The organism is Kosakonia sp. Marseille-Q7440 (genome assembly GCF_965119485.1).
The window spans coordinates 806,953-819,880 of record NZ_CBCPLT010000002.1 but is presented as its reverse complement, the minus strand read 5'-3'; the positions used below and the strand labels follow the sequence as shown (position 1 = coordinate 819,880).

Here is a 12,928-nt window from a genome sequence, read left to right as displayed (position 1 = left end):
GCAGTTCATGCAGCCAGGGCACAGATCTGCCAGATATGACGCTTTGCCAGCGCTGCGCGCCGGTTGAATCGGGATCTGCTACTGGCAAATAGCGGCCTCTGTCCAAAGTCAGAAAAGAGAGTCGGCTTAACGGGCTGTAATGCTGTTATTTTTTTACACCAGCATAGGTCAGTAAAAAGCTATTGCGCATTTTAAAACACTGTTTTGAGATCAAACTCAAACTTATCGACCGCATTGCTTAAACGAGAATCAAAACTATTATCACGATAAAAAAGAGAATTTATTCCTGTGCGACCAGGTTGTTTCTGAATGCGGTTATATATGGCAGCAGGTTGATTAATTGGCTAAAAAGACCTTAAATCAGAAGAAGATATTTTACCTGGCCTCAGGAGTGCTTTTCTGGCAACCTTTGCTTCCCTTTGAGGGGGTAAAAAATTAACATTGCCCGACGTGGTTTTAATATTTGAACGCGGACTCAACCTGCAACGGTAAGTAAAATAATCATGAAAAATAAAAAGATAGACACGATGGCCCGCGTCGCTATGCGCATCAGGGGCTTATCAGTAAAGGAAAAGCGTCTTCGCTACCAGGATAAGATGTATACCTTTAAATATGTTTCTGGACATTACGAAGTCTTTTTGGACGGAGAAAAAGTTGACGTCTTCGTCACGGAAAACATCAACCAGGCGATTGCGGATTTTAAAGAAAAAAATAACAAAAACAGGCGCTGATAAACCTGTAAATACGCTTTTCTGCCCCGCGTTTACTCCTGTAATTAAATCTTAGAGAACACATAATACCGCGCGACATTACCGTTCGCGCCGGTCTTTTCTCGCCCCTCATTAATTTGCACAAGAAACAACCTCTTAAAATTGGTAGCTAAATCACAAGCTTAGGTATAATTTTTTTACATAAGCTGTTTACATGGTAACGATAATTCATATCATCTTGATAATTACTCTCAACTTGAGAGCGGTGTTTACCGCGACCGGTTAAGGTCGTTTTCACCTGCATAATCAGGAACGTTATAAGAATGAAAAATCGTTACCTTTGGGCTATTAACCCATGTTTGTTGATGATGTTATCCGCACAGGCCGCAGCACAAGACGCAAAAGAGGAGACGCTGGTGGTGGCCGCCAGCCGCGCTAATCACAGCGTCGCCGATATGGCGCAAACCACCTGGGTCATTGAGCAGGCTGACATTGAACAGCAGGTTCAGGGTGGTAAAGAGTTAAAAGAGGTGCTGGCGCAGCTTATTCCGGGAATGGATGTCAGCAGCCAGGGGCGCACCAACTACGGCATGAATATGCGCGGGCGCTCAATGATGGTGATGGTCGACGGCGTGCGCCTCAACTCATCGCGCACCGACAGCCGCCAGCTTGATTCGATCGATCCCTTTAATATCGCGCGCATTGAGATTATCTCCGGCGCGACCTCGCTCTATGGCGGCGGCAGCACCGGCGGCCTGATCAATATCGTGACCAAAAAGGGGCAGCCGGAGACGGAAGTGGAGTTCCAGACCGGCACCAAAAGCGGCTTTAACAGCCATAACGATCATGACGACAATGTTGCGGCCTCGGTCAGCGGCGGGAATGATAAGGCCTCCGGTCGACTGTCGGTTGCTTATCAGCGCTACGGCGGCTGGTATGACGGCAAAGGCGATGAGGTAATCATCGATAACACCCAGACCGGCCTGCAATACTCTGACCGACTGGACGTGATGGGCACCGGCACGCTCAACATCGATGAGCACCAGCAGCTGCAACTCACCACTCAGTACTATAAAAGCGAGTCTGACGGGAAACACGGCCTCTTCTTAGGCGAAAACTTCTCGGCAGTCACCGGTACCGCTAACGCCTACAACAAAGGCAACCTTGATGCCGACCGGATTCCGGGCACCGAGCGCCACCTGATTAACCTGCAATACTCAAACACCGATTTCTGGGGCCAGGATGTGGTGGCGCAGATCTACTACCGCGACGAGAGCCTGGCGTTTTACCCCTTCCCGACCCTCTCTAACGGACGAGTCACCAGCATCGGCGCTTCGCAGCAGAAGACCGACTTTTATGGCGGCAAGCTGACCATCAACAGCAAACCGGTTGATGCCCTGACGCTGACCTGGGGGATCGATGCAGAACATGAAGCGTTCGACGCCAATCAGCAGTTTTTCAACCTGAACAGCGCCGCCGCCAGTGGCGGGATGCAGCTCGATAAAGCCTTTAAGGTTGAGCGCTATCCGGGCTACAGCATCACCAATATCGCGCCGTTCCTGCAAAGTAGCTATGACATTGACGCTATCACCCTGAGCGGCGGCGTGCGTTACCAGTACACCGAAAACCGCGTCGACGATTTTGTCGGTTACACGCAGCAGCAGGCGATTGCCAACGGCAGAGCCACTTCAGCGGATGCCGTGCCGGGCGGGAAAACGGATTACAACAATCTTCTGTTTAACGCCGGTATCCTCGGCCATCTGACCGATCGCCAGCAATTGTGGTTCAACTTCTCGCAGGGCTTTGAGATCCCCGACCTGGCAAAATATTACGGTGCCGGTACCTATCAACTGGTCGATGGTCACTACCGCCTGCTGAACAGCGTCAATGTGAACGATTCGAAGCTGGATGGCGTAAAAGTTAACGCCTACGAACTGGGCTGGCGCTACACCGGCGATAACCTGCGCACGCAGATTGCGGGCTACTACTCCCTCTCCGATAAAACCATCAACATCAATAAAAGCGATATGACTATCAATATTGATGATGATAAGCGCCGCATTTATGGCGTCGAAGGCCAGGTGGATTACTTCTTTACCGACAGCGAGTGGAGCACCGGGGCTAACTTTAACGCCATCAAATCTGAGACGCGAGTCAGCGGGAAGTGGGAGAAACTGACCGTTGACAGCGCCAGCCCGTCAAAAGTGAGCGCGTGGATCAACTGGGCGCCGGGCGACTGGACGCTGCGTTTGCAGAGCACGCAAAGCTTCGATCTCTCCGACGCCGACGGTAAGCGCATCGATGGCTATAACACGGTTGATATGCTTGGCAGTTACGCCCTGCCGGTGGGCAAAGTGAGCTTCAGCGTGGAAAACTTGCTGGATGAGGAGTACACCACCGCCTGGGGTCAGCGTGCGCCGGGATTATATAGCCCAACCTATGGCGCGCCGGGGTTATATACCTACAAAGGACGTGGTCGGACATTTGGCGTAAATTATTCGGTTCTCTTCTGATATCTACTGCCGCCTGGTACACAGGCGGCAGTAATTCTCAGCCGAATGCCTGCTTATAATCAATCTTGCTTGCCTTACCTTAAGCCAAATAGAGTAATTGTTTTTGAGTTATTTCTTAATTAACTCACTGAGAATATAAAATATATTAATTAAAACGGCGAAGCATTATTGCATATCCGTCGGGGTAGATTCGCCGGGTGCAATCTGTTGCGCCTGTTTTATTTTGCTCTGCTGAGCCGTTTTGTTGAGTGCTTCAAGCTCCTGGGCACGCGCTAACTGCTCCTGCGTTACTTTTCTCCCGGTAAAGGCATCAATCATTTCGGTTCGCCCATCGGGATATTTCACAACGCTTACCAGCCGTCCGCCAAACTGCGGAATACCGGACATCTCGAGCGCATAATCAATCTCTTGATTTTCCAGCTTTTTCTTTTGGCGTACCGGCTCTTCGGCTTTTACCTCTTTGCTCTCTTTATGGCTCTCCGCTTTGCTGGAAAGGGTCACTTTTATGCTCTCATCCTGATAGGTATGAGCCTCTTTGACATTCTCTGTAGAGGTGGTCATCGCCGCTTTATGGGTGGCGTGTTCGTGTGTGTTGGCAAGCGGAGGGCTTGCCTGAATAGCCTGAATTTCCTGCATAATTCTCTCCGCGTGTAGTTAACAGATAATGAGCTGATGACTCTTCCAGGATGAGTCGAAAAGAATATCCCTATAACGTTTATCGTCAGCCTGAGAAAACAAATTAATAAGAAATAATGGTAACAGTAGCTTAATTATAGACTTTTTAAAAATAAGAAAAGACTTATTTAATACAATAAGAATTTTACTTAAAGAGACGGAATAATAATGAATCCATTTTAAGTCAGTGCATTTAAATAAAACTTTTGTCGGCAACCAGCGAAAGATAGCGCGGCCGATAACCACAACAATGGCCACTCTTTTCCTCCCGGATTGTGGTGTATCCTCGCCAAAGGCGACTGCTACACTGCAAAGCATGTAGCCCGACAACATCAAACATCACAGAGAGGGAAACGCTATGTCAGACAACTATCAACCCCCGAAGGTGTGGACGTGGGATCAATCCGGCGGCGGCGCGTTTGCCAATATCAACCGCCCGGTTTCCGGTGCCACCCATGAAAAAGCGCTGCCGACGGGCAAACATCCGTTGCAGCTCTACTCCCTCGGTACGCCGAACGGCCAGAAAGTGACGATTATGCTGGAAGAGCTGCTGGCGAAAGGCGTCTCTGAAGCGGAGTATGACGCGTGGCTGATCCGTATCGGTGAAGGGGATCAATTCTCCAGCGGTTTTGTCGACGTCAACCCGAACTCGAAAATCCCGGCGCTGCGCGACCACAGCACCACCCCGCCGACCCGCGTGTTTGAATCGGGCAATATCCTGCTCTATCTGGCAGAGAAGTTTGGTCATTTCCTGCCGCGCGATCTCGCCGCGCGCACCGAAACGCTGAACTGGCTCTTCTGGCTGCAAGGCTCCGCGCCGTTCCTCGGCGGCGGCTTCGGTCACTTCTACAGCTATGCGCCGGTGAAGATTGAATACGCCATCAACCGTTTCACCATGGAAGCCAAGCGTCAGCTCGATGTGCTGGATAAACAGCTGGCGGAACATCAATTTGTCGCGGGCGATGAGTACACCATTGCCGATATGGCGATCTGGCCGTGGTACGGCAACGTGGTGCTGGGCAATGTCTACGATGCGGCGGAGTTCCTTGATGCGGGCAGCTACAAAAACGTCCAGCGCTGGGCGAAAGCGATCGCTGAACGTCCGGCAGTGAAGCGCGGCCGCATGGTTAACCGCGCCTTCGGCCCGGCGAATGAGCAGCTGCATGAGCGCCACGACGCCAGCGATTTCGATACGCAAACCGAAGATAAACGCGGCGCATAAGGAAATGATCAAGACGGCGCGCCAGCAGGCGATTGTGCAGCTTCTGAAGAGCCAGCAGTCAATCACCACTGCCGCGCTCGCCGCTGAGCTTGCCGTCAGCGTGGAGACCATTCGCCGCGATCTCAACGCTCTGCAAATGCAGGGCAAAATCATTCGTCGGCATGGTCGCGCCCGCACGCTGGCGGACGGCAGCGAACCCTTTCGCGCCCGCTTAAAAAGCCACTATGCGGATAAAGCCGATATCGCCCGTCATGCGCTCAACTGGGTGGAAGCCGGAATGACGCTGGCGCTGGATGCCAGCTCAACCTGCTTTCACCTGGCGCGGCAGTTGCCGGATATCCCGCTGACGGTGTTTACCAACAGTTTGCCGGTATGCGAAGTGATGGCCCGTCGCCAGCATAGCGAGCTTATCTGCTCCGGCGGTCGGCTGGCGCGCGGTGAGCGTTGCTACGTCAATCCGGCGCTCGCCAGCCTGCTTAAATCGCTGGAGATCGATCTGTTTATTTTTTCCTGCGAGGGGATTGATGGCAACGGCGAGATGTGGGATTCCACACGGCATAACGCGGCGTTTAAAGCGGCACTGCTGCGCCGGGCGCAGCAGTCGCTGTTACTGATTGATAAAAGTAAATTTTACCGGGCCAGCGAAGCCAGCATCGGTAATCTTTCACTGGTGACGCAGATGATTACCGACGCGCCCCATCCCTGAGGCGCACGTTTGCAGAATCAGAATGCGACCCACTCATCGGACGATGCGCCGGGTTTGCGGGCACTGCCACGGCTCATGTCAGGTTTCACCAATTTGGCAGCGGTGGGTTTATGCTCCTCTTCACCAGTCAGGCGGAACTTCTGCACAGAACGTTGCAGCTCTTCGGTCTGACGCTCCAGCGCAGCGGCGGCAGCTGACACCTGCTCAACCAGCGAGGCGTTCTGCTGGGTAACGTTATCCATCTGCGTGATGGCAACGCCCACCTGCGAGATCCCTTTGCTCTGCTCGGCAGAGGCGGCGGCAATCTCTTTCATAATGGTGGTCACTTCACGCACGGCGCGCAGAATGCCTTCCATCGTGGTGCCGGTGTCGTTGACCAGCTGCGCCCCTTTCTCAACGCGCGAGACGGAGTCGGCGATCAAGGTTTCAATCTCTTTTGCCGCGCCCGCGCTACGGCTGGCGAGGTTACGTACTTCCCCGGCCACCACCGCAAAACCACGGCCCTGCTCACCGGCTCGCGCCGCTTCTACCGCCGCGTTAAGGGCGAGAATATTGGTCTGGAAAGCGATGCTGTTAATAACAGTGGTAATTTCGGCAATCTTCTTCGAACTGCCGGAGATACCGTCCATTGTGTTGATCACCTCTTTCACCAGCGCACCGCCTTTGCTGGCAGTGGCCGAGGCAACTTCCGCCAGCTCGCTCGCCTGGCTGGCGTTGTCGGCGTTCAGTTTCACCGTAGCGGTTAACTCCTCCATGCTGGCGGCCGTCTCTTCCAGCGCGGCGGCCTGCTCTTCGGTACGCGAGGAGAGGTCATTATTGCCGGTGGAGATCTCCGTTGCGCCGCGCCAGATGTTTTCGCTGCCGTGGCGGATACTGCTTACCGCTTCACGCAGGCTATCCTGCATCGCTAACAGCAGCGGGATCACCTGGCCGACGCAGTTACGCCCCATATCTTCCAGCGGCTGGCTGAGATCGCCCTGCGCCATCAGTTTGAAGTGCTCGCGAATACGGGTCAGCGGTTTAACCAGCATGGTGACCAGGTAGCGATCCGTAAACAGCAGGATCAGCAGGCCCAGCACTATTGCGATAATGATCGCCGTGCGGGTGGTGCTGGTCTGGTGATCGACCATCACGCGGGTTTCATCCAGCATCACGCCAGCGGCTTTGTTAAAACTCTCGGTCGCCACGCCAAAGTTGCGGCTCAAACCAGGCGTAACATTATTGGCCTGCGCGCGATAGGCTTCCGGCGAGCCCTGCTGCGCCAGCTGCATCTGCGGGTTGACGCCCTGCTCCAGCAACGCCTGCCAGCCAGCGATCACCTCTTCAGAGACTTTCGGATCCATCGGCCCTGGCGAAACGGCTTTGAAGTCGGCAAGGCGTTTTGCCATGTTATCCAGCGCCTGTTGCGCGGGCGCCATGTCCGGCGTTCCCCCCGCTGCTTTGGCTTCCATCACGCGGCTGAGGCGCGTCACAAAGCGAAAGTATTGATCGTTGCCCTGGCTCAGAAGCGTCATTTGCGTCACCAGCTGGCGGTCGATTTCATTACCATCGGCAACTTTTGACAAAGAAGAAACGCTATACAGACCGACGCCAGACCACAGCACGCTGAAGATCCCGAGGATCACCAGCAACACAGCGCGTATAGTGAAGTTACGAAGCATATTCATAATTTTAATCCTTGCGGTGAAGGTAGACCCTCGCCTGCGGGCGAGAGTTATCACTTTTATCGGCACACTTTTGGGAAGTTGTATGGTCGGTTTAAAATATTTATGTAAAAAAGAGGCCTCTTTTTTTTATGGCTATCACAAATTTTGTCACCTATTAAATGGTTATTCTGCTAACTTTTTGTTGCGCAAACGAGCTTGCACAACAAATCTAACTTATTGATTAAAAACAGATAATATGAAAAACGAGAATAAAGGGGATAGCTGGCACAGTTTGAATTTATCGGTATAAAAATAAAAGTTTGTTTGCTTAAAATATTAAAAGACAGAATTTTATAAAATTATTAATAACGAGAAACCAACAATTCTCGACGAATTTAATTTATTTAACCCGCCTCACAAAGAACTCAATAATTAATAACAGTGCGTTTTAAGGCGCTTATCTGAGAGCCCTGCCCGCAAGACTTTACGCGCCGTTATCAACGCAAAAAGCTAATAACCATGCGCCCTGCCGTCACGCGGGCTGACCGTCGTGATACTAAGCTCATTTTTATTACGCGTAATGCCATCGCTTCTTCTTATATTTCACCGCCTTTTGCGATGCTGGCAGGAAAAAGGGTTGCGGCTTTTTACCCTCGCTCCCCAGGAATTTTCGCAGATTTAAGCCACGCATGAAGAGAATTAAGCAGCAGTGTAAGGCTCACACAGAACATTATTTGTGGCCTCTGTTTGCCTTCCGCTCAGCGAAGCTTTTGCTGACAGGCGATCGCACGTAAGATAGAAACGTTGTTTCAAAACCATCAGGCACCGCCAGATACGAGAGGAGAGATCATGCCCGGCTTCGCCAACCCTCAGCGTTATGAACAGATGCAGTATCGGTACTGCGGCAAAAGCGGTCTGCAACTGCCCGCCCTGTCGCTCGGTTTATGGCACAGTTTTGGTCACGTCAACGCACTCGATGCGCAGCGCGCGCTGCTGCGTAAAGCGTTCGATCTGGGAATCACCCACTTCGATTTAGCGAATAACTATGGCCCGCCCGCCGGCAGCGCGGAGGAGAACTTTGGTCGCCTGCTGCGCGACGATTTTGCCCCCTACCGCGATGAACTGATTATCTCCACCAAAGCGGGCTACGATATGTGGCCTGGCCCGTATGGCTCCGGCGGCTCGCGCAAGTATCTGCTCGCCAGCCTCGATCAGAGCCTTAAGCGTCTGGGCGTCGACTATGTCGATATCTTCTACTCACACCGCGTGGATGAGAAAACCCCGATGGAGGAGACAGCCGCCGCGCTCGCGCAGGCGGTGCAGAGCGGCAAAGCGCTCTACGTTGGCATCTCCTCTTATTCAACGGAGCGTACGCAGCAGATGGCCGCGCTACTGCGCGAGTGGAAAGTGCCGCTGCTTATCCATCAGCCCTCCTACAACATCCTCAATCGCTGGGTCGATAACACCGGGCTTCTAGACGCGCTTGAGGAGAACGGCGTCGGCTGTATCGCCTTTACGCCGCTGGCGCAGGGATTGCTGACAGGCAAATATCTCAACGGTATTCCCGAAGGGTCGCGCATGCAGCGTGAAGGCAAAAAGGTGCGTGGCCTGACGGAGAAGATGCTCACCGAGAGCAATCTCGCCAGCCTGCGCCTGCTGAATGAGATGGCTGAACGCCGTGGGCAGTCGATGGCGCAGATGGCGTTAAGCTGGCTGTTAAAAGATAGCCGTGTGACATCGGTCTTGATTGGGGCCAGCCGCCCGGAGCAGCTGGAGGAGAATGTGCAGGCGTTAAACAACCTGAGCTTCAGCGCCGATGAACTGGCGCAAATTGATAAGCATGTGGCCGACGGGGAGCTGAACCTGTGGCAGGCGTCGTCAGATAAATAGAAGTGACGTGCCGGAGGCGCAGTTTGCCCGGGGGCGCTGCGCTTATCCGGCCCAGGCTCCACCAAAAATCAATGCTTGCCGCGGGTAAGACGATCCAGATAGCCCATCACAAAAGCGGAGAGCACAAACGTCAGGTGGATAATCACGTACCACATCAGCTTGTTATCCGGGACGTTCTTCGCATCCATAAAGACGCGCAGCAGGTGAATCGACGAAATGGCGACAATCGACGCCGCCACTTTGTTTTTTAACGAGGTGGCATCCATTTTCCCCAGCCAGCTCAGCTTCTCTTTGTGCGGGCCAATATCCAGCTGCGAAACAAAATTTTCATAGCCGGAGAACATCACCATCACCAGCAGACCGCCGACCAGCGTCATATCCACCAGCGACAGCAGCGTGAGGATCAGATCCGCTTCTGCCAGCGAGAAGATGTTAGGGATAACGTGAATAATCTCCTGGAAGAATTTGATGGCCAGCGCCAGGAGAGCAAGAGAGAGGCCAAAATAGACCGGGGCGAGCAACCAGCGCGAAGCGTACATTGCGTTTTCCAGAAAGCGTTCCATGTTCCGTAGTGTCTCGTCAGATAGCTAAACCGGCGCTCAGTATAGCCTGACACCGTCAGCCTTTTGCAACACTCCAACGGACTAAACTACACCTCGGCGGGATCAACCCACGGACGCTGGTTCTCCGGCCAAACCAGCACCACCAGCGCAGGATAAGCTTCGGTGCTGAACTCATGGAAACACTGGCGCAGGTTGAGCACATCCAGATCGCTCGGCGAGACTTTTTCACCATTAACGCAGCGTTTTTTAATGTTGTCGTAATACTTATACACCGCGGAATTGAGATCGCTGCAACGGCGCTGGGCTTCAAATAAACCCGGCGTGTTATTTATCTCCGCCATCTTCATGCGCTTAATCGTCGCTTGCAAAAAATCGATATATTCATGGTTAACGCGCCAGTACCACTCCGGGGTAATCGCGTTCATTAACGTCGAAAAATGATCTTCGCCCTCTTCTTTTGACAGCGGTGTTAACTGTGGTGCTTGCTCATTAATTTCACTAAGGGGAGTCTTTTTATTGTACTCATGCATCAATAATAAAACGCCGCCCGTTAGCAGCAATAAAGTAATAACAGAATACAAAATACTGTCCATCGGCAGACTCCTTTTTTTTGATTTTAAAATTGCCTCATGATATTGTCAACGAACCTCGCCCCTTAATATTCTCTCCCCTGTTAAATAGTAAAGGATAATAGAAATGCTTCCCGAGAACCTTGTCCCGGCGCGCTTTCATCTTTCTGCCGTTGAAACCGGGGCAGCACCAGAGGGAAAAGATCCTGATTTTCCTCAGGATATTGGCCCACTTTCTGAGCACGCGCAAAATATATTAGCCAACGCCAGCCGCAGCGGGCAATCACGTAATATGCTGCTTGAAGAGCACGATCGCCATATTAAAGAGCGCTTATTCCGGGTCGTTAAAATTGAAACCTTTGCGCGTTTACTTAATGATTTGCAAGCCGAAGGTGAGATTGATGCTCAGACTCTGAGCAAAATAATTTCCGATAAGACACAAACTATTAACGAGGCAGGTAATGAGATTTGGCTTAATCTGATTACCCGCGAAAAAGATGAGCCAATCTTTTATAAACTTGGGGATGAATAACGTGGCTGAAATTGAAAATAATAACGTCTATATCAATTACAGCGAAAGCAAAAGCGACGAATTTATCTTAAAGCAAAATATCGATGCGCTGGTACAGAGTAAAAACGAGACCATTCAACGCATTGCCCAGGATTTAGTCTCGATTCCTGCGGCGCTGGTGCGTTTGAAGTGGCAAAACCGCCGTGAAATTTACCCCTTGCAGGTGAAAGAGGAGATTTACGGCGCAGCGATTGCCGCCATTATCGAACAGCACCCTGAGCTGCGCGAAAAGATCATGGGCCGACTGGAGGCTAACTATCAGCACCTGGTCAGCCGCGAAAGCGCGACACTGCGCTGGAGCCGTAAACTGAGTGAGGGCGTATACCGCACCTCGACAGTGCAGACGGTGGCGGTGAGCGAAAAGCCTGCCAAAGTGACCAGCAAGGGAAGCCACCCCACCGGATCAAGAAAATCCTGAATTTGTCTGCGAAGTCAGCGTGAACTTCTATCCTTAAGGTCTAAGCAACCGATATGGAGGATACTTAATGGCAACTGACCAGACAAAAATCCAGGATCCGACCACCCAGTACTACACCGGTGAATATCCTAAGCAGAAGCAGCCCTTCCCCGGCGTGCAGGCGAAAATGGAACCGGTTCCCGATTGCGGTGAAAAGAGCTATGTCGGCAGCGGGCGGCTGAAAGGTCGTAAAGCGTTAGTGACCGGCGGCGACTCCGGTATTGGTCGCGCGGCGGCGATTGCCTATGCCCGAGAAGGCGCGGATGTCGCTATCAACTATCTTCCTGCCGAAGAGGAAGATGCGCAGCAGGTGAAAGAGCAGATTGAAGCAGCCGGGCGCAAAGCCGTGCTGATCCCGGGCGATTTGAGCGATGAAGCTTTTGCCCGTTCCCTGCCGCACACAGCGAAAGAGCAGCTTGGCGGCCTGGATGTGCTGACGCTGGTGGCGGGCACGCAAACCGCGATTGAGGATATTGCAGACCTCAGCAGCGAGCAGTTTATCTATACCTATAAGGTCAACGTTTTCGCGCTCTTCTGGCTCACCCAGGAGGCGATTCCGCTGATGCCGCGCGGGGGTAGCATTATTACCACCTCGTCGATTCAGGCTTATCAGCCAAGCACGCACCTGCTTGATTACGCCTCGACCAAAGCGGCTATTCTCAACTACACCCGCGGGCTGGCAAAACAGGTCGCTGAGAAAGGCATTCGCGTGAATAGTGTTGCGCCAGGGCCAATCTGGACCGCGCTGCAAATTTCCGGTGGTCAGCCGCAGGAGAAACTGCCGGAGTTTGGCCAGCAGACGCCGCTTAAACGCGCCGGTCAGCCAGCCGAGCTGGCACCTGTTTATGTCTATCTGGCAAGCCAGGAGTCGAGCTATGTCACCGCGGAGGTGCATGGCGTGACGGGTGGCGAGCATCTTAGCTAAGCAGGCATAAAAAAAGCTGGCTTCGGCCAGCTTTTTTTATCTCGTTCGCGGGTTATTTCGCTTTCGCGACCTCTTCCCCTACCAGACCGATCTTCAGATAGCCCGCCTGGTGCAGGCTGTCCATCACTTTCATCATCGTCTCGTAATCGACGGTCTTATCAGCGCGGAAGAAGATGGTGGTATCCTTTTTCCCTTCAGTCACCGCGTTCAGCTGGTTGATCATCGTCTCTTCCGTCACCGGATCGTTGCCGATAAACATGCTGTTATCCGCCTTCACGGAGAGATAGATCGGTTTTTCCGGGCGCGGCTGCGGCTGGCTGGAAGAGGCAGGCAGATTGACCTTAACGTCAACGGTAGCAAGCGGCGCCGCCACCATAAAGATAATCAGCAGCACCAGCATCACGTCGATAAACGGCGTGACGTTGATTTCGTGCATTTCGCCGTTATCGTCGAGGTTTTCATTAAGACGCATTGCCATAGC

The 12,928-nt window shown here is 52.6% G+C and carries 13 protein-coding genes; 8 read left to right on the top strand and 5 right to left on the bottom strand.

The annotated features are described in order from the left end of the window. Positions 1 to 503 precede the first annotated feature (503 nt). On the top strand, positions 504 to 731 hold the full coding sequence (locus ACWPW2_RS17830; RefSeq protein WP_023481066.1) for a hypothetical protein: 228 nt from the start codon (positions 504 to 506) through the stop codon (positions 729 to 731). A 302-nt stretch (positions 732 to 1,033) separates the two neighbouring features. Continuing rightward, on the top strand, positions 1,034 to 3,223 hold the full coding sequence (locus ACWPW2_RS17825; RefSeq protein WP_454124456.1) for a TonB-dependent siderophore receptor: 2,190 nt from the start codon (positions 1,034 to 1,036) through the stop codon (positions 3,221 to 3,223). A 165-nt stretch (positions 3,224 to 3,388) separates the two neighbouring features. On the opposite strand, the gene ACWPW2_RS17820 is transcribed toward ACWPW2_RS17825, so the two are convergent. Beyond that, on the bottom strand, positions 3,389 to 3,859 hold the full coding sequence (locus tag ACWPW2_RS17820; protein ID WP_454124454.1) for a hypothetical protein: 471 nt from the start codon (positions 3,857 to 3,859) through the stop codon (positions 3,389 to 3,391). Between the two features lie 397 nt (positions 3,860 to 4,256). Between ACWPW2_RS17820 and yghU the strand changes: the two genes are divergently transcribed. After that, a complete protein-coding gene (gene yghU, locus ACWPW2_RS17815) occupies positions 4,257 to 5,120 on the top strand; it encodes a glutathione-dependent disulfide-bond oxidoreductase (protein ID WP_454124452.1) in 864 nt (287 codons plus the stop codon). 7 nt (positions 5,121 to 5,127) lie between these two features. Beyond that, on the top strand, positions 5,128 to 5,826 hold the full coding sequence (gene fucR / locus ACWPW2_RS17810; RefSeq protein WP_124971235.1) for an L-fucose operon activator: 699 nt from the start codon (positions 5,128 to 5,130) through the stop codon (positions 5,824 to 5,826). Between the two features lie 17 nt (positions 5,827 to 5,843). On the opposite strand, the gene ACWPW2_RS17805 is transcribed toward fucR, so the two are convergent. Continuing rightward, complete coding sequence (locus ACWPW2_RS17805; protein ID WP_454124450.1) at positions 5,844 to 7,493, bottom strand: methyl-accepting chemotaxis protein; 1,650 nt, start codon at positions 7,491 to 7,493, stop codon at positions 5,844 to 5,846. Positions 7,494 to 8,321: 828 nt separating this feature from the next. Here ACWPW2_RS17805 and ACWPW2_RS17800 point away from each other — a divergent pair. Further along, positions 8,322 to 9,362 (top strand): aldo/keto reductase, encoded by a 1,041-nt coding sequence (locus ACWPW2_RS17800; RefSeq protein ID WP_023480944.1) that lies wholly within the window; start codon positions 8,322 to 8,324, stop codon positions 9,360 to 9,362. 68 nt (positions 9,363 to 9,430) lie between these two features. On the opposite strand, the gene ACWPW2_RS17795 is transcribed toward ACWPW2_RS17800, so the two are convergent. Together ACWPW2_RS17795 and ACWPW2_RS17790 are read right to left on the bottom strand one after the other, a co-directional pair. Next, a complete protein-coding gene (locus tag ACWPW2_RS17795; RefSeq protein ID WP_124967260.1) occupies positions 9,431 to 9,925 on the bottom strand; it encodes a TIGR00645 family protein in 495 nt (164 codons plus the stop codon). A gap of 86 nt (positions 9,926 to 10,011) precedes the next feature. Further along, positions 10,012 to 10,518, bottom strand: a complete 507-nt coding sequence (locus ACWPW2_RS17790; RefSeq protein WP_454124447.1) for an ESA_00282 family adhesion-associated protein — start codon at positions 10,516 to 10,518, stop codon at positions 10,012 to 10,014. A gap of 103 nt (positions 10,519 to 10,621) precedes the next feature. Here ACWPW2_RS17790 and ACWPW2_RS17785 point away from each other — a divergent pair, with 103 nt between their 5' ends. From ACWPW2_RS17785 to ACWPW2_RS17775, 3 genes are all read left to right on the top strand, one after another. Beyond that, positions 10,622 to 11,026 carry a hypothetical protein gene (locus ACWPW2_RS17785; RefSeq protein WP_454124445.1) on the top strand — a complete coding sequence of 135 codons (405 nt, stop codon included), beginning with the start codon at positions 10,622 to 10,624 and terminating at the stop codon, positions 11,024 to 11,026. Between the two features lies 1 nt (position 11,027). Then, on the top strand, positions 11,028 to 11,483 hold the full coding sequence (locus tag ACWPW2_RS17780; protein WP_023481016.1) for a hypothetical protein: 456 nt from the start codon (positions 11,028 to 11,030) through the stop codon (positions 11,481 to 11,483). A 67-nt stretch (positions 11,484 to 11,550) separates the two neighbouring features. After that, positions 11,551 to 12,447: an SDR family oxidoreductase gene (locus ACWPW2_RS17775; protein WP_454124443.1), complete on the top strand. Its 897-nt coding sequence runs from the start codon at positions 11,551 to 11,553 to the stop codon at positions 12,445 to 12,447. A 52-nt stretch (positions 12,448 to 12,499) separates the two neighbouring features. Here ACWPW2_RS17775 and exbD read toward each other — a convergent pair whose 3' ends face one another. Next, complete coding sequence (exbD, locus tag ACWPW2_RS17770; protein WP_042718016.1) at positions 12,500 to 12,925, bottom strand: TonB system transport protein ExbD; 426 nt, start codon at positions 12,923 to 12,925, stop codon at positions 12,500 to 12,502. Positions 12,926 to 12,928 lie beyond the last annotated feature (3 nt).